Below are 21,330 nucleotides of genomic sequence, written 5' to 3' on the forward strand. Positions count from 1 at the left end.
CACATCCTCTGCATGTTTTTTACATTCCCCATTTGCGAAGAAGCATATATACGCCGCCAAATATTACTCCTACAACCATCGTGATACTTCCATAAAAAACGATAGAAGAGACTGTACTATTTGATGCTTCATCCATTTCCTCTAACGTATATGCTTTTGAAGGTTCATAACTGTCTTGAAAAACATTCGCTTTTAATTCTTCTAATGTAACACTTGCTTGTAATGGTTCCTCAAAAATAATCTCCCTTACATTGTTTGTTGTACTTTCCATGTCCAACTGATGTGTCTCAATTTTTTCTTTCGTTTCATCCTTAAAAAGCCCTGGAAAAACTTTATCTAACTCTGTTTCAACCGTTTCATTTTCATCTTTATTTTGAAGAATGCGGTCTGTTTTAATTTGCATTTTCCCTTTTCCCGTTACCTGTTCATTATCCTTTGCTAACACTTGAACTGGTAGAAAAATGAGCATAAAGAGGGAAAAGAGAAGCAAATAGTTAATTTGCTTCTGCTGCATTCTCATCATCTAACCCCTTTTCTGTTCTGCTACGCCATACAACAAGATTTAATAAAAATCCGATGATCGACACGAACAACAAAATGACGATGATTAACAAGATCCCACTACTATTCCCTTCTATTAGATTCGCTACTAAATTTTCAACATATTGTAGTGGTGAAATTTTTCGTAAAACATCTACAAATCTACCATTCTCAAAATGAAACCCAAGTGACTTTGTCAGCAATAAATATAAACTTAATATTGTTAGCAAAATGAACATTCCGACCATATTCAACTGCCTTAATAAATAAGTAGATATGAGTAACATAAATATCGTTAGTAAAGTAATTAAACCGAGCCACATATAAATTTCACTTTGGCTAAAGTTTAATAAATAAAACGATATTAAACCGATAACTAATCCTTCAATTAATCCAACTCCAGCTGTAATAATCGAAATTGGCAGGTTCATCTTCCATACCGATTGTTCACCATCAAACGTACTTTCTATTCTCTTTCTTAAAGTCATATTAGATATAACATAGGAAGTAAAAAGGGTAACGACTGTAAATATAATGACTAAGAAATATCCTGTAAATGATTCACCTTTTGTAATGATCCCATCATTTTTCGTTTGTACAGGATTTGCTAAAAAACGATATAAATTTTCATTTTGTCGATCACCGACACGGCTATTTGCTAATACATCTTTAAAATTATCTGCAAAGTTTGTATCTTCTATCGACTTTTCCGTTAATTTTTCTGCTAAATCATTTGCTTGGACGACTAGATTCACACCACTTTCTTGAATCTTTCCAGCCTGTTCATCTATCGCATCAAATGTTTGGTATACATGGTCAGCACTATCGAAGTTTGCTCTCGCTTGTTCTTTAAGTGATTCACTTGCCATTAATAACGGTTGATAACTAGTATCTAAATTCATTATTGCCATCTGTACATCCTGATCACTATCAAGTACCACGTTTTTTTCATTTACCAATTCGGTGCTTGTATCACGCCAACTCGCTAATTCTACTAATAATTCTGTTACCTCATCATTTAAATTATTTGCATTGTTTGCCGTTTCAGCTATTTTCTTTCCTAATGAATCAGAATCATCATTTACCGTATTTACTAATTCAATATATTTTCCAATCTGTTGTTCAATGGACACCATCGATTGTTGCACATCAGATGTAATTGCTTTTGTAACATTTTTTGCAATATGATCTTTTAAAATATCTTTGATTTCTTTTTTATGAATAAAATGATAAAGCGAATCCTCTGTTGCAATTTCCCTGAGTGATGTTTTCGAAAAGTCTATCTCTTGGAAGTTCTCATCGGCAAATTCAAATCCAAAATAAAGTTCGTAAAGAGAGTACAATTTATAATAGTCTTTTACCATTAGTGCTGTAGCTTCCACTAATTCAGTCGTTGCCGTTGCTGGTTCTGTTAACAATGAAGAATGTACCTTTTGATGTAAATAATTATTCGTTTTAATGATTGTTTTACTTATAACAAGAGGAGGATCATTACTATTATTATCCTCTCCATTGTTATTGCCATTGCCATTATCATCAATTGAATCACTATCTTCATCACTAGGCGTTTCATCATTCGTTTCATCTACTACTTCATCGGCATTTTCTGTTTCCTCGTTTTGAATTTCATCGTTGTCATTCACTTCATTGCTGTTATTTTCATCATTTCCGTTAGCAGGATTTTCTTCTTTGCTCTCTTCTTGCTCTTCTGTTCCTTCTACTTCTTCAGGGTCTTCTGGCTCAATAGGATTTTCGGGCTCTGGTTCAACATCCGGCTCATCCTCTATTTCTTCTTCCTCCATCCCTTTTTGAAACACTTTCCAATCCCAAACAATTGGGGCAAAAACATCAATATCTGCATTCCGGTCTTTTAATCTTAGATCTGCTGATACTGAAAATTTTCCAGCTGGAGGATTTTCAAGCTTTATCCCATCTTCTTGATAACGGATTTCTTCTCCATTAATGGATAAGTTAATTAGTCTAAAATCTTTAGGGATATCAAGATAAAAATATTGGTCTGCTTCTTCACCATACTCAGGTAAATAATCGATCTCATCTGAGATGGTAACACCCGTAGTTGCCAACTCCCGTTTAATTTCTTTTATTTTTTCTGAGATAAGATTGCTTTTATCAGGATAGTGTGTGTTTTTAAATTCTTTATTAAACTGATTTGTTATATGAATGACATTGACAATATCATTCATAGTATCTTCCGCTAAGCCCGATTCAACAATCTCTTTTTTGCTCAAAGATGGTAATTCTTTAATTTGATTTTTCATTTCTTCTAATACATTCTCATCTAGAACCATAAATAAATCATTAATAGCAGGAACATAAGCTTCATCAAAATCGATTTCTAAACGGTCTTTAATAACCGACTCTAAATCTGTTCCTAGTTTTGTTTGTAAATTATCTTCAAATTGGTTTATTTCCTCAACCATATGATTAAAACGCTTTTGTATTAAAGTAGCGTTTGATACAATTGTTCTGCTTTGATCTTCTTCATTTTGTAGAAACTGTCGATGTACATGGTCATTTTCTCGTTCCAGTTGTGCTAAATGTTGCAGCACATCTCCATGACTCATTTTTTGGAAAAATTGATCAAAAAATTCTCCAAATGTGTTTGTAATTTGGCTACTATCTTCTTTTGATCGAACAACCGAATCAATTTCAGATAAAAAGGCCTCATTATTCGCTGCATCTTCATGCAAACTAGTCTCAAATGTTTTTAAAACTTCTTCTAAGCCTTTATAGCTTTCTTTTGATAATCCGGTATAGTCTTGGACTGATTTGAACTGGTCTGTATAATTGGTTAACGGCGAATTAATTTGGTCATTATATACGGTTGTATACTCTTTTTCTTTATCGATAATTTCACCAATATGATCTTGTGCATCTTGTAAATTCCCAATAATACTTGCGAAATACACGTCGATTAACTTCGTATTAATGTCGTTCAAAATTTTCCCGGCTGTTTTTTCCGCTTCAGCACGAACATTTTCATGTCCAGTTGCATTAATCTTATAGTGTAAAGAAACCGATTCAGGTCTATCAAGGTGAATGGAAAGAGACTTCTCGGAAAAATCATTCGGAATCACAATCATCATGTCATAAGCATTTCGGTTAAATCCACTTTCCGCAACACCGCGACTTACGACATACCAATCATGCTTACTATCTTTATTAATACTATTTGCGAATTCATCACCAAAAACTATTTGATCATCGTTGAATTCTGCTCCTTTATCTTCATTAACAAGTGCTATAGACATTTTTTGTTCTTTTTCTACATGTTCTGTTGAGTTCTCATTAAAAGCAAGGTAGGATAAACCTATTGAAAGAATAAAAATCAATAGAAAAAAAGCGATCCCTTGCCATCTAATAGTTTTCATAGGTCGACAACTCCATTACCTTCATTATCTTTTTACAAAAAGGACATATTAACCATTAACGAACACACCATACATAAAAATGAGCCACACAACAGAACGTCATGTGACTCTAAGTTTTGTATAGTACGATGTCGTCTCTCTTGTTTATCTAAAGCCAAAGTTTTGTGAAAGTGCTTGGTCTTGTTCCGCCATCGCGTCTGCAGTCTTGTTAAGTTGCTCATTAATTTCCTGCATTAACACGGCAAAGTTTTCAACTTTAGGCTTTAATTCTCTAAATTGATTATCAAAGCTCTCGAAAGCTTTACCTTCCCACTGAGCACGTAAATCTTCTTGTAAATGTTCTAATTTAGCTAAAACTTCCTTAATTATGTCATGGCTTTCACCGTACCCTCTTGCTTTATGTGTTAACTCAGCTGGACTCATTTTAATTTGACCTGACATAAGCGTTCATCTCCCTTTTACTATATAATTAGGCAATTAGACACACGCAGAGAAGTTAGTATCTTGCTTACCTTGGCAGTATCATAAAAGAGCTTCATTTAATTGTCAATACATTTTTGGAAAAAAAATGAAAATGAGGAAAAAGTCGCGATAACATTTTCCTCATTTTCACCTATCTGTTGTTACTAAATGAGTTGTTTTACGTAATTTTGCGCAGGTAAAAATAACGATTCCGACCAGGTAATATAGCCTAGTCCATTACACCATTCTTGAGTAGTTTCATAAACTATCTATACAAGTTTTTTCTTTTCAGATTAATTAGTATAGTAGTAGCCTTTGATATGGTAAAATCAAGTCATACATTATTTTTATGCAACTTGGAGGGAAATTCCGATGAAACGTTATTTAACCACTCTTTTTGTCGGTCTTAGTATCATCTCCGTATTCGTTGGGTTCCAATTTGATGTAAGATGGAATGGCATTGTATCATGGGGATTAGCATGTATCTTCTTGGTTTTTGCTGCTTATTTTACTAAATACATTTCCAACGATTCTAAAGAGCGAGATGATCCTCAAAATATAATATAGTAAACATTTTAGCAAAGGAGCGCTTTTTAGATGAAATATTTTGCTACATTTTTATCGATGAAAGATCCAGAAAAAAGTCAAACACACCGACAAGAACATTTAGATTTTTTAGAAGAAATGCGTAAGGAAAAAAGAGTATTATTATATGGAAGGCTTGTTGATGGTGCAGGTGGGCTCATTATATATCAAGGTAGTACGCTTGAAGAAGTAGAACAATGGGTAAAACAAGATCCATATGTAAAGCTTGGAGCAAGAGGGTATGCAGTGCATGAATGGGATATGCAAACGGATTATGCCATTGCAGAGAAAGAGTAAATGCTTAGAGGCTAGCTAACTGTAATAATCAACCGATTCTATCCATGGTGAAAGATGCTGGGACAAAAGCGTTTTAGTCCTAGAGAAATCCGAACGATGAATTTTTTCAATAAAATGTTCATTCGTTCGGATTTTTCATTTGGCTATTTTTATCACTTGTTACCAATTATCCATAAACTGTGCAGTAATTTCAATTAGCGAGATTTCCCGTCGCTACGGAAATACACTCCGCTTTCACCACAGGGCATAAGAGCGACATCTATTCAATCTGCGCTATCGCTTGCTTTCACAGTGTCTCCTTTACCGTGGGCGGCTGATGAGCCTCCTCTACTCGTAATTAAAGGAAGGCCAACTAAAACCGGTCTTTGCGGCCAACGTCGGCATACCCCTTGCCGGGGCAGGGTCTCATCTAGGCCTGTCCTCCCACAGGAGTCTCCGTGCATTTCCTTCGCTAAGGTGAGGTTGAATCATTAGGTAATTTATGTTTGAAATAAATATCGTTTACATTCACCTAACGTATAGTTGATTGGAGCGTAGGACAGTCGACTCCTGGGACTGCACTTCCGTTCGTCCCACCATAAAGATTTGCAGGAAAAGCAAATGTTCTTCGATGGGACGAGCATTTAGCGCAAAAGCTTTTCGATGGGGCGAGTAAGCGCAGTCCCACGTGTCTGAAGACCCCGCAGGAAGTGGTTTTCTTCCGAGGCGGGTTAAGTACGCGACGTCCATGTCGCAACACCCGCACTAGCACGTCCTGCGACTGCGATTACTCGTCGCAATAAACATTGTGCGTCGGAGGCTGAAGCCGTGCCCGCGGAAAGCGACTGTCCGTAGCGGAAATCAACGTTGCTGTGACTAGGTTTATAGACAAAATATCAAACTAAGCTACTGCACAGTATTGTTCAACTGTATATAATCTAATGCTTTAAAAAGTTATACGCTAAATTTTTTCACCTGTAATCGTTCGCCTTTGAAGTGGAACGTTTGGTGATGCCCCACCTTCTTACTTTTTCGAACGTTTTGACATTTTTTCACGTTCATTTTTGTTTAAGATTTTTTTCCGTAACCGAATAGATTCAGGTGTCACTTCACAATACTCATCATCGTTTAAATATTGAATAGCTTCTTCCAATGACATATCACGCGTTTTTCGAATAATGGATGTTTGATCTTTATTGGCGGAACGAATATTTGTTAAATGTTTTTCTCGTGTTATATTCACAGTTAAATCATTTTCACGATTATGCTCTCCAACAATCATTCCTGCATAAACATCTGTGCCTGGTCCGACAAAAATAATTCCCCGATCTTCCAAATGTAAAATACCGTATGTTGAAGCTTTTCCATTTTCTAATGCAACAAGAACTCCTTGTCGTCGACCACCAACATACCCTTTAACAATAGGTTCATAACCGCTAAATGTATGATTTAGGATGCCATATCCTCTTGTTTGTGACATAAACTCAGTTGCGTAACCAAGTAAGCCACGTGATGGCACTCTGAAAATAAGCCTTACTTGACCATTTCCATGGTTAATCATATCAAGCATTTCACCTTTACGTTCACCAATCGATTCCATTACAGCGCCAGTATATTCTTCTGGTACGTCAATTTGTACCCTTTCAACAGGCTCACATGTTTTACCATCGATTTCTTTTAAAATAACTTGTGGCTTTGAAATTTGTAGTTCAAATCCTTCACGACGCATATTTTCTATTAAAACAGATAAATGAAGTTCTCCACGCCCTGAAACGGTCCAAACATCAGGTGAATCAGTTGGATCTACACGCAAACTTACATCTGTCTCCAACTGCGTTTTCAATCGTTCTTCAATTTTAGCTGATGTAATATATTTTCCTTCTTTCCCTGCGAAAGGACTATTATTAACGAGAAACGTCATTTGTAATGTCGGCTCATCAATATGAAGAGGTGGCAAAGCTTCTGGATGATCTGCTGGACAAATTGTTTCTCCAATATTTATTTTTTCCATTCCAGAAACAGCTACAATATCCCCTGCTTTTGCTTCTTTAATTTCAATTCTTTTTAACCCAATAAAACCAAATAGCTTTGTCACCCGAAATCCTTTTTCAGATCCATCTTGTTTTAACACCACGACACGATCCCCAACTCGAATCGTCCCACGTGCAACTCGGCCAATCCCAATCCTACCGACATAATCATTATAATCAAGTAATGTTACTTGTAATTGTAATGGGTCATTCGCGGTGTCTACTGGAGCAGGGATATATGTTAAAATGGTTTCAAAAATTGGATCCATCGTTTTTTCCTGATTATTTGCTTCAAGGCTAGACGTTCCATTTAAAGCTGATGCATAAAGAACTGGAAATTCCAATTGGTCATCGTCTGCACCAAGGTCAATAAACAAATCGAGCACTTCATCGACAACTTCTGTCGGTCTGGCGTTCGGCCGATCGATCTTATTTAACACGACGATTGGCTTTAGTTTTTGTTCCAGTGCTTTTTTTAGGACGAAACGAGTTTGTGGCATTGTCCCTTCATAGGCATCGACTACTAGGATGACACCATCCACCATTTTCATAATCCGCTCCACTTCACCACCAAAATCAGCATGTCCCGGAGTATCTAATATATTAATCGTCGTATTTTTATATTGGATAGCTGTATTTTTAGCTAATATGGTTATACCACGTTCACGTTCAATATCACCTGAGTCCATTGCCCGGGATTCTATTTGTTCATGTTCCTTAAATGTTCCCGAATATGTTAATAATTGATCAACTAACGTCGTCTTCCCATGATCAACGTGCGCAATAATGGCGATATTTCGGATGTTTTCTCTTAATTTCATGCATGTACGCTCCTTAATAATACGAATCAAATCAATTTATTATAACATATCGAATTCACAAAAAAGAAACAGAAAATCATTCCAAGAAGGTTAATACAAATTTAGCTCCCCCCAAAGTTGATTTTGTTGCCGTTATTTTTCCTTTCGATTGTTCAATGATAGCACGAGCTATTGCTAGTCCTAACCCAGTTTCACCATTTTTTCCTTTTACAAATCGGTGGAATAAATATGGAAGTAACTCTTTTGGTATACCTTCCCCATCATCCTCAATCACTATTATTATCGTGTCCCTTCTTTCCACCGTCATTCTTACTTCAGATTTTGCATAACGAATCCCATTTATAATAATATTCAGTAATGCCCGCAGCATCTTTTCTTCATCTACATAAATCGTTATATTTGGCTCTATATTGGTTGTAAATGTAATTCCTTTTTCATTCACTAAAGGGCGAACACGTTCCTTTATATGATTGATTAATTGGGTAGTATCAACATGCTTTCGTTCATACGCTGTTTGCTCACTATCTAATTTTGCTAACAAAATCATTTCATTCATAATTTTCTTGAGGCGTGTCACTTCCGTAATCATGACTTCTAATCCTTTTTCCTTCTCTTGTTCATTAAAAACATCATCTTTAATTCCCTCTGCGTAACCTTGAATTGTCATTAATGGTGTTTTTAATTCATGGCTTGCATTTTGAAAAAAAGTTTGTTGCGAATTCATATAGTGCCGTAGTTCACTCGCCATTTCGTATACACTTTGCTCTACTTCTTTAATTTCACCTGTTGCGTGAATCCGCTCCACCTCGTCAAACTGCCTGTTTTCAATTTTCTTTAACTGTTGTTGTAGTCTTGATAATGGAGTAACTAACTTATTCGTCAAAAAGTAACTTAACAATACTGCTACGATTCCTCCGACGATAAAAACGATCAATAAACGGACAAAAAAGTTTTGCTGGACGGCTTGTAAGTCATTCATCGGGGTTAACAAGTAAAGTTCAAGCTGCATGCTTTCTGGGTAAAATAATATTTTTGACGTGACAAATTTATTATTTTTATATTCCCAGAGCCCCTCTTGATCTTTGGTAAAATTATCATTTTCAATAAACCCTTCTATTACTTTTACAGGCATAGTTGAATAACTAATTTGATCAAGTCCGCGATCATATAAAATTAATTGCAACTCTTGTTCTTCTAAAAAGTTACTAAATTCCCAGATATTTTGGGCTGATCCATATTCCTCTGTTAAAAAACGTGCGAGCAACTCCCCTTTTTGCTCCAATTGCCTTTCTTCATCTTGAATTAATAAATTCAAAATTAATGAATAAATAACAAATCCTGTTACAGCCATGATAACGAAAAGCAACAAGGTGAATGCGGCATTTAATTGATACTGTAGTTTCATTTTCCCTCATCTCTCAGTCGATAGCCGAAACCCCATACTGTCTCCAAAGGTATGTCGACTAATTTTTTTCGTATTCGTTTAATTAAGTCATCGACTGCCCGGTCACTTCCATAATAATCATGTCCCCACACTTTTAATAGAAGCTCTTCTCTTGAAAAAGCGCGGTTAGGATGTTCAGCAAATATTAATAACAATTCATATTCCTTCGTTGTTACTTCTTGTTCTTTTCCTAACCAGAAAACACGGCGATCATTTTTATAAACAATTAATTGTTGAGCGGCAATTTTTTGAGATTTATTTTCATCTTCATCCAATATTGGTTGGATTCTTTTGAATAATCGTTTGACACGTGCTAGTAATTCCCTCGGACTAAACGGCTTCGTTAAATAATCATCACTTCCTAGCTCAAGACCAAGTATCTTATCTATTTCTTCATCTTTTGCTGATATGATAATAATCGGAACTTCACTTTCTCTGCGTATTTTTTTACAAAACTCAAATCCATCCATCCCTGGTAACATAATATCTAAAATCCACATATCAGGAGGACTTGTTTCCCAGAGTTGTAAAGCCTTTTCAGCCGAATCAAACATCGATACAGTATACCCGTCTTTTTTTAAGTAGGCAGTAACAATGTTTTGAATGTTTGGATCATCTTCTACGACAGCAACATGATAATTCAAAAAAACCCCTCCTCCGTTGTATGGCTGTTCATTCTATTTTTACATAAGTGGCCAAAAGTAGACACTATTTAGATTTTTTTACATACTTTTTCCACACTTTTTCCAATTACTTCCCAAAACCGTTGGATACAATAGTTATAGCATGATGAAAGGGTGATTTTCTTGGAACATGACAAAAATGAAACAATTGAAAATAATGCAGCGCAAAAAGACGATGCAGTAGAACAATTTGATGCAAGCGATCTTATGAAGAAACGATCAACTGGGAAGAAAAGACAGTTCCTATCATTGTTGATGAGCGGTCTTCTTGGTGGAATTATTTCCGCAACGATCATCATAGTATTACTTATAAACAACTTAATTCCTATTCAGTCGAATAAACAGGGGAATGAAAATATTACGGCTTCCACTACAATATCAAATGATTTATTGAATGATCCCGATCTTTCTGACACGAAGATTGAGGACACTTCCAAAGCAATCGTAGGGATTATTAATCTCCAACAGCAAGACATTTGGTCAGAGAGCCAAGAAGTAGGTGCTGGATCAGGAATAATTTACAAGAAAGAAAACGGAAAGGCTTATATTGTGACGAATAACCATGTGGTAGAAAATGCAAAGCAAGTAAAAGTCGACATTGGAAACGATGAGCAAGTAATGGCAAATGTCATTGGTTCGGATAAATTAACCGATTTAGCCGTTTTAGAAATGGATGCAAAAAATGTGGATACGATCGCTACGCTTGGCTCTTCAAAAGATTTAGAAATTGGCGAAACAGTCGTTGCAATTGGAAATCCTTTAGGGATGGATTTTGCTGGTTCTGTCACAAAAGGGATAATAAGTGGATTAAATCGCTCCATTAAAGTAGATACAAATGGGGATAATCAACCAGACTGGGTTACAGAGGTTATACAAACGGATGCAGCAATTAATCCCGGAAATAGTGGCGGCGCGTTAGTAAACAAGGATGGAGAAATCATCGGAATTAATTCCATGAAAATTGCCCGTCAAGAAGTCGAAGGAATCGGATTTGCTATCCCTATCGATACAGCATTACCAATAATGGAGCAACTTGAAAAAGAAGGAGAAATTACGCGCCCACAGATCGGGATTAGTACCGTAGAAATGAATCAAGTGCCATTGGAGTATCAGCATAAAATTATTCTTCCAGAAGATAAAGATGCTGGGATGGTTATTGCTCAAGTTCAGCCTGGTTCTCCAGCTGAAAAAGCAGGCTTACAACAATTTGATGTCATTACAAAAATTAATAATCAAGAAATCAAATCCATCTTAGATTTAAGAGTATATATGTATAATGAGACTACAGTTGGTGATCAGTTAAAAATGGAGTTTTATCGAGACGGGAAACCAAAAACGATTGAATTAACATTAGTATCGGAGGAAAAAATACAAAGTTAAAAAGAAAAAACAAGAGACTGGGACAAAAGTATTTTCACCAAAGAAAAACCCGAACAATGGTAGCTGCATATAACCCGCTCTGGAAATATACTTCGCTTTCCGCGGGCGGCTGGTGAGCTTCCTCGTGCTAGCGCACTGTGGGGTCTCACCGATGCCTTTCTTCCCGCAGGAGTCTACGTATAATTTCCACCGTTAAAGTAATGCATTGTTCGTCTTTAGATTGGGTCGTTTTAGTTATGTTCCGGCCTCTTGTTTCATAATAAACTTATTATTCCGCACCCCTTTACTTTTTCTGTGGGAGGACACCATCATAATTCCCTTCCAAATCAGCAGTAATATATCCCTCTATTTCCTCTACCGAACCTACTAGTTCGTTACTATTCGGATACATTTCATTATAATTATCCCGGTCTCCATACAAATCGGAAGGGGTTTCCGATGTACCATATTGACTTACTTCTTGCCAAGCATCCTCGGCATCGTAACCGACCTGTGTTTCATCTGTAACCTCATCTGGATTAATATTTGGACTATACACTTCTTCTTCAACGGGACGATTTCGTTTAAAAGTATCGTTATCGTCTTCCGAGTGCCTTACACATGTATCAGCAGTAGGAACTGCTAATAATCGCTCATATGGAATATCCATACTGCAAACACGACAAATTCCATATGTTCCTTCATCAATGGCATGTAATGCTTCATTAATGGCTTCTAACTCTCTTTCAGCATGTTCGTTGAGTGCAATGTCTTTTCCTCTTTCATAAATTTCCGTCCCCATATCGCCTGGATGATTATCATAGCTTGATAACTCCCCGACAGCATCTTTTTGTGAAGAAATTAACCCGAAACGATCTTGCACTTGGCTAATAATTTGGCCTTGCCTCGCTAATAATAAACTTTTAAATTCATTTATTCGCTTAGTTGTTAGCATTTGAATCATCAACCTCCAATAATCTTTTTCCTTTCCCAGGTTTTTATCGAACATAAATTTTATTCATTACTCCTTTATACTATGTGTGATATAGAAAAAATGATTCTTTATTTTGTCGTTGAAAGTATGTTAATATGTGGGTTAGATGGTATTTTCGAAACTTGATAAAAGAGGAGCAATGATGATGGTACATAAACAAACGATCGGATTTATTGGAACTGGAGTAATGGGCAAAAGTATGGCACTCCATTTGTTAAAAAGTGGATACCCTCTACATATTTTTACCCGGACAAAGGAAAAAGCGAATGAATTAATTGAAGCTGGAGCAAAATGGGAAGAATCAGTCACAACGTTGGCTAAGAAGGCAGATGTTATCATTACTATGATTGGAACCCCTGTTGATGTAGAACAAGTTTATTTCGCTAAAAATGGTATTTTGGAACATGCTAAAGCCGGAACATATATAGTTGATATGACAACTTCAAAGCCTTCACTCGCAACAGAAATTTACAAACGAGCAAAAGAAAAGGGATTACATGCACTTGATGCACCGGTCTCAGGGGGGGATATTGGTGCACGAAATGCCAAATTAGCCATTATGGTCGGTGGAAACCAAGCAGACTTCGACCATGTTTATCCTATTTTTCAAGTTATGGGGGAAAATATTAAATTACAAGGAGATGCAGGTGCTGGTCAACATACAAAAGTTGTTAACCAAGTAGCGATTGCTCCAGCTATGATTGGACTTTGCGAAGCATTAATATACGCAAAAAAAGCTGGACTTAACCCTGAAAAAGTGCTCGCTTCCATTTCAACTGGTGCTGCTGGAAGCTGGTCTCTGTCGAACTATGCTCCAAGGATGATTCAAGGTGATTTTGCACCTGGGTTTGCTATTAAACACTATATAAAAGATATGAAAATTGCTATTGAATCGGCTCAAGAAATGAATCTTCCAACTCCGGGATTATCACTCGCACTAAAGATGTATGAAGAATTAGTAGATGCAGGTGAATCCGAAAGTGGGATTCATGCTTTATTAAAATATTACGAGCAGTAGTCCATCAAAAATTGTCCAATAAGTAAGGTAGAAAAGATAGCAAAAAGTTTCCTGTAGGATGTAAGTTTTTTCATTTCTTCTTCAACTGGTCTATTTTTTGTTGCACAACAAATGCTAAATCATCATTCCCAAAAAGCTGTAAAACTTGTTGGACAAGTTGATGTGAAATTTCTTCAGATTCGTTCTTTTCTACCGTTTTTTGTATTGCTTCCAGTAAAGCGGGATTTTTTTGTTGATTTGGATAAGCTAATTGATATAACTCTTCTGGATCAAAATCGTTATTGATACACCATTGTGTATATATTAATATCATCATTTCTTCATCGTTTTTATATTGTTCTATAATGTATTCATCTTTTTCATTCATCTTCATTATTACACATCCTTTATTAAACAGGTTCTGCTGAACAACTAAAATGCATTCCAGCCTACCGTTCGCGAAATGTGGCAAGCTTTTGCGGACACGGCTTCAGCTTCCGACTTACAATGTTTATTGGCGACGAATAATCGTAGGCGCATAGCTTTTCGATGGGACGAGCATTTAGCGCAGTCCCAAAGCTTTTCGATGGGACGAGCATTTAGCGCAGTCCCAAAGCTTTTCGATGGGACGAGCAGAAGCGCAATCCAAGGACGTGCTAGTGTGTATGTTGCGACAAATGGTTCTCAAGCGTGGCGCATTCCAGTACTTAACCCGCCTCGGAAGAAAACCACTACACGCGAGGCTTCAGACTTGTAGGACCACACTATCGTTCGTCTTATGGAAAAACCATTTGCTATTTCCGCTGGAGTTAGTCACTTTTGCCAGACAACTTGACTACTATAGGTTTCGAATTTCAACTTATCTTTGTTTGCGATCTTTCAGCCCCTACATAATCATGTACATTAAGATTTCCTTAGCATAAATACCCACATAAAAGATAACGCTTGTTTCAAATTTAAGGATAAATGGTTAACAACCGTTTCATTTACTTCTTTTTTATACACTCCGAAATGATCAACCAACGAAAAGCCACTTTCTTCAGCTAATTGGTTAAATTCCCATGGCATCATTCTGTTAATAATAACATTCTCCCCGTACACATGACGAAATCCATGTGCTCTAGGTCCTGCTGTAGGTCCTAAAATCCCAACACAAAGCAATCCGTTCTTTTCCAAAATCTCCCCCAATTCGTTTAATGCTTGGGAAGGAGTGTTCGTCCACTCTAACACATTGATTGCCAAAACCGCTCCATATTTTTTATCTAATAGCGATATATCGTTCACATCATATTGGAAAAACGTAATTTTTCTATCGTGCAAACGTCGGTTGGCAAGCGAAATCATTTTGCTGGAAATATCTACCCCATCAATTTTATACCCTGCATCATATAATGTAATTGTCCCATATCCACTTCCACAGCCTACATCCAATATTCTACTCCTTTTATTTACATGCTTTTTGAAAAAAGGAATAATATCTTTTCTACTGCCATTTTCCCACATATTCATTGCACGTTTATCCCAAACTTCGGCTTGATCATCCCATTCAACTTCTACTGCTTTTTTCCATAAAGATGATTGATTCACATTTGTCACCTCTAGTCGCCATTCATTACATATCATTATACTCTTTTAAAAATCGTTGGCAATGAACGCCATTTCAGTCCTTAGATATATTGTTCTGAGCCATAGTGCTCATTTATATATTTATCCCCCATGTTATAATGTCTATCGTGATTAAAATTCATTTAGGGAGCTGAACTTATTTTATGAAGAAGTTAATGACGTTCATTCTCGTAGGCTTGCTCATTGCTGTCATGGCAGCTTGTAATAAAACGAGCGACCCTGCCGACTCAAAAGCGAATGAAAATGAACAAGAGGAAGTAACTGATGAAGAAGCGGACAGTGAGGCAGACAGTGAAGAAGAGACTGACGAAAGTAATTCATCATCAACCAAAGAAATCTTTGATAAAACAACTGAAGCTAATAATGGTTTAGAAAGTTTCTCTTTAGAACTTGACTTGCAACAAGCAATGGAGATTGATGGAGAAAAAATGGATATTAATTCTGTCATGCTCATGGATATTTTTACAAACCCATTTACATTAAAACAAGAATTAACGATGGACATGGGTGAGTTAGGAAAGCAAGAAATGGAAATTTTTCTCGTTGACTCAGGTGCATATATCTTTGATTCTACAGAAGGTGAATGGTTAAAGCTACCAAGTGAATTTGCTGAAGAGTTCATTGATTTCTCTGATGAGGATGCAGATCTTGGTAGTGAACTACAACAGTTTGAAGAGTTTATGGAAGACTTTACTTTAGAAGAAGATGACAATCATTACATCCTTAAATTACAAGCTGATGATGAGAAATTTAACAAGTTGATCGACGAAACTCTCCAAGATGCAATGCCAGAAGATCTTGGGTTTGAAGATGATCTGTATGATTCAATAAGTTTCGAGAATGTTACATATGAGATTATTATTGATAAAGAAACATATTATTATAAAGAACTTAATGTAACTTTAGATTTAGAAATGGAAATTGACGGAGAAAAAATGACTTCACAACAAGTGATTCAGTCTACTTATAGTAATCATAATGAAGTCGAGGAAATAAAAGTTCCTCAAGAAGCGATCGATAACGCTGTCGAGGTCGAGTTATAAATATAACGTGAATGACCCATGCGCTATTGATAAGTATCTTCTTCCGCTATGCATAAGTACTTTTCTGCATTTCGGGTTAAACCAGCTTTTTATAAGCTGGTTTTTTCAATTTAAAAGGGCCTTCCTCATGGAGGAAAGCCCCTTATCGTCTATGAATTATAGCGCAGAAACGTTTGCTGCTTGTGGTCCACGGTTTCCTTCGACGATTTCGAATTCCACATCTTGACCTTCTTCAAGTGTTTTAAAACCTTCAGATTGGATTGCTGAGAAATGTACGAATACGTCGTCTCCGTCTTCACGCTCGATAAATCCAAAACCTTTTTCTGCGTTAAACCATTTAACTTTACCAGTCATCATGAATAATGACCTCCTTATACAAATATCGTGCAAAGTAATTGAATCAATACTTTTACACCACTTGTTAAAGAGATCGTAAAGTATTATTAAACCTTCAATTGCCTTTTGCTACTTCTAACTTTACCCTTTATCAAAATAAAATGCAAGCGAATTGGTAAATTTTTTTAAAAAAAGTTCCCTACCTGTTACATTTTGACACGCTTCGACATAATTAGTGTCATTCTGCATAAAATAGCGGTACAGACTGATTTTTATTATAACGGAGTGAATGGAATGATTGAATCATTTGTAGTAGTAGTTCGTGCAATAATTGCTTTTTTCACCTTACTAATTTTCACAAGAATTCTAGGAAAGCAACAAATTAGCCAATTGTCTTTTTTCGATTACATAACCGGGATTACAATTGGTTCGATTGCTGCTACTTTAACGACCGACCTCACTAGTAGAGCTTGGCCCCATTGGGTTGGTCTTTTCTTATGGACCCTTTTAGTATTCATTTTTCAGTGGATTACATTAAAAGGGAGAAATATTGCCAAATACATCGATGGAGAACCAGCCATTGTCATCTTAAAAGGAAAAATTATGGAAGATACATTAAAAAAAACAAGATACCGTGCTGCTGATTTATTAAAATTACTTCGTTCCAAAGACGTTTTTGAAATTAGCGAAGTGGAATATGCTGTGCTAGAAACGAGCGGAGAGCTATCGATCTTAAAGAAAGCAGAATCACTGCCTTTAACACCAAAAGATATCGGATTATTAACCTCTTATAAGGGGATTAGCCGGGAATTAATCTATGATGGCAAAGTGATGGAACAAAATCTAAATTATATTGGTAAGGACGAAAAATGGCTATTAAATCAAATCCGGTCAAATGGATTTGGTTCTTTTGATGAAGTATTTTTGGTCTTAATTGATGAGTCTAATAAGTTATTCATTGATGGCTATCGAGATTCGCGCAATGAAAAAGAACCAAAAACTTTAGAGTAGGTGAGCAGATGAAAAAAAGTATCCGCATATTAATCCCGGTCATTCTTCTTGCATTCTTTATTGCAGTTATGACAACGGGAGCAATTTTAAAAAAGCCAATGGGAGAAAAAGATGATCTTATTCATTATATTGAATTGATGGAAGAAGAAATTTTAAATCAAAACTGGAAAGAAGCATCTGATCATTTGTCAGATGCGAAAAAGGCTTGGAAAAAAGTTGTCAGGCGGATTCAATTTAGTGCCGAACGGGATGAAATAAATGAACTACATAAAACGTTGGATCGTACAAGCGGTTTTATTAAAGCAAAGGATAAAGGGGGAGCGATGGCAGAATTAGCGGAAGCACAAAATATTTGGACCGAGCTTGGAAAATAAGGGACAAAAGTGTTTTAGTCAATATCCGAACTATCATTCAATTTCTTCAATAAAAATTTGTACTAGTTTGGATTTTTTATTGGCTTTTTTTCAAAAAACATATTGCCAAAAACTGCGCAGTAAATTCGAAATAATGAATGTCTCATCGCTGCCTTCCCCGAGGGCAATGAAATGTTGGCGTAAGTGTGTTCCATCCGAATCCACTACGCACAATGTTTCCGATGGGACGAGATTTATCGCAGTCCTGGGACTGCGATTACTTGTCACAATTAACATTGCGCATCGGAGGCTAAAGACGTGCCAGCGAAAAGCAATGGTCTGAAGCACAGTCCAACGTTTCTGTAACTATGTTTGTAGAGAAAACATCAAAAATAAATTACATCGTAGTTTATCTCAGCTATGTGAATATTTATAGCCTTGTAAAAGACTTTCTATCCTTTAAGCGTTTTTGGAGTGGAACGTTTTGTTATGTTTCCACTTTCGGTTGCTTTATTCCATTGGTCGAATGACTGCACGAACAGGACTTCCATCTGCTCCAACTAATTTCAATGGCAATGCTATTAATTCATACAACCCAGCTTCAACATCATTTAACAAAAGATTTTCTAATATGTAAATACCGTTGTTTGATAAAGCATGATGAGCGTGAAGCGATTTACTATCAACGGGATCAACTGATGGTGCATCTATTCCGATTAACATAATTCCTTTCTTTTTTAAATACGGTCCAACATCCGGGTGTAAAACCGTATAATCCTTTGGAAATACAGCAGAATTACGTTGCGGATCCGTTTTTAATAGAACACGTTTAACTTCCTGTAAATCATATTTTTCCAAGACTTCAATATCAATGAGATCATATTTACTTACATCAATTAATATCGCCTTACCAATATACGTATTCACATCCAAATCATGTGTTTTTTCACCTTCATCATCAAAATGATACGGTGCATCAACATGTGTACCAGTATGAACACCCATCGTAACTTGACCAATATTTACCGAGCCAGTCTGCGCTTTCGTTGCACTTAAATTAAATTGATAAGGTATGTCCCCTGGCCAGGTTGCAATCTCCTTTGACAATGGCTGGGTAATATCAATCCATTTTTTCATAAAATCACCTCACAACTCCAAGTGTGTTTAAAAATACAATAATAATAGTAGCTGGCACAATCCAAGTCATTAATAGTCGCCAAACCGGATACATACTTCCTATTTCTTTACCGCCTAAGTGAAATTCTTCTTTCACAAGCGCTTTGTCCGCACGATGAATGATAAAAATAGCAATCAGTAAGCTTCCAAGCGGTAACATTATATTACTCACTAAAAAATCGGTGGCATCAAAAATACTTTTTCCAAAAATCTCTATCCCTGACATCGAGCTTGATGATAGAGCAGAAGGTATAGCAACAACCATTAGGACTGCACCTAATATCCAAGTGACAGCTTTACGTGATAATTTTCCGTTTGCTGTAAGTGCTGCCACAATAATCTCGTATAAACTAAAAGATGAAGTTAATGTCGCAAATAAGAACAATAGTAAAAATAAACTTAAAAACAGTGCACCAAATGGAAGTTGTGCAAATGCAGCTGGTAGCACTATAAACAATAATCCTGGGCCTTCGGCAGGCTCAAATCCTAGCGCAAATACAACTGGAAAAATGGCTAAACCAGCTAGCAATGATACAAAAATATTCATCCCAACGACAGTTCCAGCTGATGAGGTTAAGTTCACATCACGTTTCAAATAGGAACTGTATGTCACCATACAAGAAAACCCAACAGCTAGGGAGAAAAAGGATTGCCCTAAAGCATATAATAAGGATTCTCGCGTAATATTAGAGAAATCTGGCGATAGAAAAAATGTAACTCCTTCCATTGCCCCTTCTAGCGTCAAGGAACGAATCACTAAAATAATGAAGAACACAAATAGTAATGGCATCATATATTTATTCGCTTTTTCAATTCCATTTTTTATCCCCATAGAAATAACGAGTACATTAATAATCGTAAATAACAGTAATCCTAACATCGTAGTACCGGGGCTACCAACTACCGAGCCAAATAAAGCTTCGTAATTGGCACTGTCCGCAATTATTTTTCCCGGAATACTCATTGCACTATAAACAAGCACCCAGCCGCCAACAACACTATAAAAAGTAAGTAATAAAAAACAACCAAGGACACCAAGTCGGCCGATCCATACCCATAGGCTCTCAGGTGCTAACTTTTTATATGCACTGACCGCCTCTTTTGCTGTCCCTCGACCGATAATAAATTCTGAAATAAGCATTGGAAGACCAATCAATAATGTAAAAATAACAAATATGAGGAAAAATGCTCCTCCACCACTCATTCCGGTAACATAAGGAAACTTCCAAATAGCTCCAAGCCCAATCGCGGCTCCGGCTGAAGCTAAAATAAAGCCAATTTTGGAAGTCCACTGATCTCTTTTTTCTTCCATCCTATTCCCTCCTAGTACATTTGCTATAATGTTGTACGTAAATCCCATAACTCTGGAAAAAAGCGGTGTTCTAAAACTTGTTTTAAATAGCTTACACCTGAAGAACCACCCGTTCCAATTTTAAAACCAATAATTCGTTCAACCGTCTTCATATGTCTAAAACGCCATTGTTGTAACCAATCCTCTATATCGACTAGCTTTTCAGCTAACTCATATAAATCCCAGTATTTATCCACGTCTTTATATACTTTTTCCCAAGCCGCTTGAACAGTCGAATCTCCGTTATAAACAATGGAATAGTCACGATCAAGGAGATCAGAATTAATTGGAAACCCAGCTTTAGCTAACGCTCCAATTGAAACATCGTATATACTTGGGGCTTGATATGCTTTGATTAGTGCATCATGTACTGCCTGATCATTTTCATAAATTTTTAAAATATGTTTTGATTTATAGCCTAGAGCAAATTCAATTAAACGATATTGATACGACTGAAAACCAGATGCTTTTCCTAATTTATCACGGAATTCCAAATACTCGGCCGGAGTAAGGGTTGATAATACATCCCACGCTTGAATAATTTGTGTTTGTACTTTTGAAACGCGCGCAAGCATTTTAAAAGCTGCGGATAAATTCCCAGCCTCGATAGACTGAATAGCTGACGTTAATTCATGTAAAATTAATTTCATCCACAATTCACTTACTTGGTGAATAATGATAAACAACATTTCGTCATGATGACCTGACAGTCGATGTTGACTCGTTAAAATGGTATCTAAATGTAAATAATCGCTGTATGTCATTTCTTCTTTAAAATTCGTATGGATTCCTTTTTCCTTCTTTAAATGGTCGTATAAATCAGAAATGGATTTAGACATGTCATATTCCTC

20 protein-coding genes are annotated in these 21,330 nt (G+C 36.3%); 7 read left to right on the top strand and 13 right to left on the bottom strand.

What is annotated here, in order from left to right:
- Positions 1-19 precede the first annotated feature (19 nt).
- From essA to DFR56_RS11690, 3 genes are all read right to left on the bottom strand, one after another.
- Positions 20-520 carry a type VII secretion protein EssA gene (gene essA / locus DFR56_RS11680; protein ID WP_158525615.1) on the bottom strand — a complete coding sequence of 167 codons (501 nt, stop codon included), beginning with the start codon at positions 518-520 and terminating at the stop codon, positions 20-22.
- The gene (esaA, locus tag DFR56_RS11685; RefSeq protein ID WP_110395630.1) at positions 495-3,932 is read right to left on the bottom strand and encodes a type VII secretion protein EsaA; all 3,438 of its coding nucleotides are present in this window, start codon (positions 3,930-3,932) and stop codon (positions 495-497) included. The genes essA and esaA overlap by 26 nt, the downstream gene beginning before the upstream one ends.
- Before the next feature lie 144 nt (positions 3,933-4,076).
- On the bottom strand, positions 4,077-4,373 hold the full coding sequence (locus DFR56_RS11690; RefSeq protein WP_110395631.1) for a WXG100 family type VII secretion target: 297 nt from the start codon (positions 4,371-4,373) through the stop codon (positions 4,077-4,079).
- Positions 4,374-4,766: 393 nt separating this feature from the next.
- Between DFR56_RS11690 and DFR56_RS11695 the strand changes: the two genes are divergently transcribed.
- Together DFR56_RS11695 and DFR56_RS11700 are read left to right on the top strand one after the other, a co-directional pair.
- Positions 4,767-4,961 carry a hypothetical protein gene (locus tag DFR56_RS11695; RefSeq protein WP_110395632.1) on the top strand — a complete coding sequence of 65 codons (195 nt, stop codon included), beginning with the start codon at positions 4,767-4,769 and terminating at the stop codon, positions 4,959-4,961.
- Between the two features lie 30 nt (positions 4,962-4,991).
- Positions 4,992-5,276, top strand: a complete 285-nt coding sequence (locus DFR56_RS11700; RefSeq protein WP_110395633.1) for a YciI family protein — start codon at positions 4,992-4,994, stop codon at positions 5,274-5,276.
- Between the two features lie 1,003 nt (positions 5,277-6,279).
- On the opposite strand, the gene typA is transcribed toward DFR56_RS11700, so the two are convergent.
- From typA to DFR56_RS11715, 3 genes are all read right to left on the bottom strand, one after another.
- Positions 6,280-8,106: a translational GTPase TypA gene (typA, locus tag DFR56_RS11705; RefSeq protein ID WP_110395634.1), complete on the bottom strand. Its 1,827-nt coding sequence runs from the start codon at positions 8,104-8,106 to the stop codon at positions 6,280-6,282.
- 76 nt (positions 8,107-8,182) lie between these two features.
- A complete protein-coding gene (locus DFR56_RS11710; RefSeq protein WP_110395635.1) occupies positions 8,183-9,511 on the bottom strand; it encodes a sensor histidine kinase in 1,329 nt (442 codons plus the stop codon).
- Positions 9,508-10,194, bottom strand: coding sequence for a response regulator transcription factor (locus DFR56_RS11715; RefSeq protein WP_110395636.1), 687 nt, complete (start codon positions 10,192-10,194; stop codon positions 9,508-9,510). Before DFR56_RS11715 ends, DFR56_RS11710 begins: the two co-directional genes overlap by 4 nt.
- Before the next feature lie 162 nt (positions 10,195-10,356).
- Here DFR56_RS11715 and DFR56_RS11720 point away from each other — a divergent pair, with 162 nt between their 5' ends.
- A complete protein-coding gene (locus tag DFR56_RS11720) occupies positions 10,357-11,613 on the top strand; it encodes a S1C family serine protease (protein WP_242694582.1) in 1,257 nt (418 codons plus the stop codon).
- A 283-nt stretch (positions 11,614-11,896) separates the two neighbouring features.
- Here the strand turns inward: DFR56_RS11720 and DFR56_RS11725 are convergent, their stop codons facing one another.
- Positions 11,897-12,547: a TraR/DksA C4-type zinc finger protein gene (locus DFR56_RS11725; RefSeq protein ID WP_110395790.1), complete on the bottom strand. Its 651-nt coding sequence runs from the start codon at positions 12,545-12,547 to the stop codon at positions 11,897-11,899.
- Positions 12,548-12,728: 181 nt separating this feature from the next.
- Between DFR56_RS11725 and DFR56_RS11730 the strand changes: the two genes are divergently transcribed.
- Entirely contained in the window at positions 12,729-13,604 is an 876-nt protein-coding gene (locus DFR56_RS11730) for an NAD(P)-dependent oxidoreductase (RefSeq protein WP_110395637.1), read from the top strand.
- A gap of 70 nt (positions 13,605-13,674) precedes the next feature.
- Here DFR56_RS11730 and DFR56_RS11735 read toward each other — a convergent pair whose 3' ends face one another.
- Positions 13,675-13,977: a hypothetical protein gene (locus tag DFR56_RS11735; protein WP_110395638.1), complete on the bottom strand. Its 303-nt coding sequence runs from the start codon at positions 13,975-13,977 to the stop codon at positions 13,675-13,677.
- A 509-nt stretch (positions 13,978-14,486) separates the two neighbouring features.
- Positions 14,487-15,170 (bottom strand): class I SAM-dependent methyltransferase, encoded by a 684-nt coding sequence (locus tag DFR56_RS11740; protein WP_244916497.1) that lies wholly within the window; start codon positions 15,168-15,170, stop codon positions 14,487-14,489.
- Positions 15,171-15,352: 182 nt separating this feature from the next.
- Between DFR56_RS11740 and DFR56_RS11745 the strand changes: the two genes are divergently transcribed.
- Positions 15,353-16,252 carry a DUF6612 family protein gene (locus DFR56_RS11745; RefSeq protein ID WP_110395640.1) on the top strand — a complete coding sequence of 300 codons (900 nt, stop codon included), beginning with the start codon at positions 15,353-15,355 and terminating at the stop codon, positions 16,250-16,252.
- A gap of 156 nt (positions 16,253-16,408) precedes the next feature.
- On the opposite strand, the gene DFR56_RS11750 is transcribed toward DFR56_RS11745, so the two are convergent.
- Positions 16,409-16,609 carry a cold shock domain-containing protein gene (locus DFR56_RS11750; protein ID WP_207519268.1) on the bottom strand — a complete coding sequence of 67 codons (201 nt, stop codon included), beginning with the start codon at positions 16,607-16,609 and terminating at the stop codon, positions 16,409-16,411.
- A 273-nt stretch (positions 16,610-16,882) separates the two neighbouring features.
- Here DFR56_RS11750 and DFR56_RS11755 point away from each other — a divergent pair, with 273 nt between their 5' ends.
- Together DFR56_RS11755 and DFR56_RS11760 are read left to right on the top strand one after the other, a co-directional pair.
- On the top strand, positions 16,883-17,599 hold the full coding sequence (locus DFR56_RS11755; RefSeq protein WP_110395641.1) for a DUF421 domain-containing protein: 717 nt from the start codon (positions 16,883-16,885) through the stop codon (positions 17,597-17,599).
- Between the two features lie 8 nt (positions 17,600-17,607).
- On the top strand, positions 17,608-17,973 hold the full coding sequence (locus tag DFR56_RS11760) for a DUF4363 family protein (protein ID WP_110395642.1): 366 nt from the start codon (positions 17,608-17,610) through the stop codon (positions 17,971-17,973).
- A gap of 489 nt (positions 17,974-18,462) precedes the next feature.
- Here the strand turns inward: DFR56_RS11760 and kynB are convergent, their stop codons facing one another.
- The 3 genes from kynB to kynA are packed head-to-tail and all read right to left on the bottom strand — an operon-like array spanning position 18,463 to position 21,318.
- Positions 18,463-19,089 carry an arylformamidase gene (gene kynB / locus DFR56_RS11765; RefSeq protein ID WP_110395643.1) on the bottom strand — a complete coding sequence of 209 codons (627 nt, stop codon included), beginning with the start codon at positions 19,087-19,089 and terminating at the stop codon, positions 18,463-18,465.
- 4 nt (positions 19,090-19,093) lie between these two features.
- Positions 19,094-20,440 carry a sodium-dependent transporter gene (locus DFR56_RS11770; protein ID WP_110395644.1) on the bottom strand — a complete coding sequence of 449 codons (1,347 nt, stop codon included), beginning with the start codon at positions 20,438-20,440 and terminating at the stop codon, positions 19,094-19,096.
- A gap of 23 nt (positions 20,441-20,463) precedes the next feature.
- Positions 20,464-21,318, bottom strand: a complete 855-nt coding sequence (gene kynA / locus DFR56_RS11775) for a tryptophan 2,3-dioxygenase (RefSeq protein ID WP_110395645.1) — start codon at positions 21,316-21,318, stop codon at positions 20,464-20,466.
- Between the last annotated feature and the right edge of the window lie 12 nt (positions 21,319-21,330).

It is taken from the genome of Pseudogracilibacillus auburnensis, assembly GCF_003201975.1.
Lineage (GTDB): Bacteria > Bacillota > Bacilli > Bacillales > Amphibacillaceae > Pseudogracilibacillus > Pseudogracilibacillus auburnensis.

Bases quoted from the DNA above. Each gene is read 5' to 3' on its own strand.
- DFR56_RS11690 (WP_110395631.1), bottom strand. From the start codon at position 4,373: ATGTCAGGTCAAATTAAAATGAGTCCAGCTGAGTTAACACATAAAGCA.
- kynA (WP_110395645.1), bottom strand. From the start codon at position 21,318: ATGTCTAAATCCATTTCTGATTTATACGACCATTTAAAGAAGGAAAAA.
- DFR56_RS11755 (WP_110395641.1), top strand. From the start codon at position 16,883: ATGATTGAATCATTTGTAGTAGTAGTTCGTGCAATAATTGCTTTTTTC.
- DFR56_RS11695 (WP_110395632.1), top strand. From the start codon at position 4,767: ATGAAACGTTATTTAACCACTCTTTTTGTCGGTCTTAGTATCATCTCC.
- DFR56_RS11725 (WP_110395790.1), bottom strand. From the start codon at position 12,547: ATGCTAACAACTAAGCGAATAAATGAATTTAAAAGTTTATTATTAGCG.
- essA (WP_158525615.1), bottom strand. From the start codon at position 520: ATGAGAATGCAGCAGAAGCAAATTAACTATTTGCTTCTCTTTTCCCTC.
- DFR56_RS11760 (WP_110395642.1), top strand. From the start codon at position 17,608: ATGAAAAAAAGTATCCGCATATTAATCCCGGTCATTCTTCTTGCATTC.
- DFR56_RS11735 (WP_110395638.1), bottom strand. From the start codon at position 13,977: ATGAAGATGAATGAAAAAGATGAATACATTATAGAACAATATAAAAAC.
- typA (WP_110395634.1), bottom strand. From the start codon at position 8,106: ATGAAATTAAGAGAAAACATCCGAAATATCGCCATTATTGCGCACGTT.
- DFR56_RS11710 (WP_110395635.1), bottom strand. From the start codon at position 9,511: ATGAAACTACAGTATCAATTAAATGCCGCATTCACCTTGTTGCTTTTC.
- DFR56_RS11700 (WP_110395633.1), top strand. From the start codon at position 4,992: ATGAAATATTTTGCTACATTTTTATCGATGAAAGATCCAGAAAAAAGT.
- DFR56_RS11730 (WP_110395637.1), top strand. From the start codon at position 12,729: ATGATGGTACATAAACAAACGATCGGATTTATTGGAACTGGAGTAATG.
- DFR56_RS11770 (WP_110395644.1), bottom strand. From the start codon at position 20,440: ATGGAAGAAAAAAGAGATCAGTGGACTTCCAAAATTGGCTTTATTTTA.
- DFR56_RS11745 (WP_110395640.1), top strand. From the start codon at position 15,353: ATGAAGAAGTTAATGACGTTCATTCTCGTAGGCTTGCTCATTGCTGTC.
- esaA (WP_110395630.1), bottom strand. From the start codon at position 3,932: ATGAAAACTATTAGATGGCAAGGGATCGCTTTTTTTCTATTGATTTTT.
- DFR56_RS11750 (WP_207519268.1), bottom strand. From the start codon at position 16,609: ATGATGACTGGTAAAGTTAAATGGTTTAACGCAGAAAAAGGTTTTGGA.
- kynB (WP_110395643.1), bottom strand. From the start codon at position 19,089: ATGAAAAAATGGATTGATATTACCCAGCCATTGTCAAAGGAGATTGCA.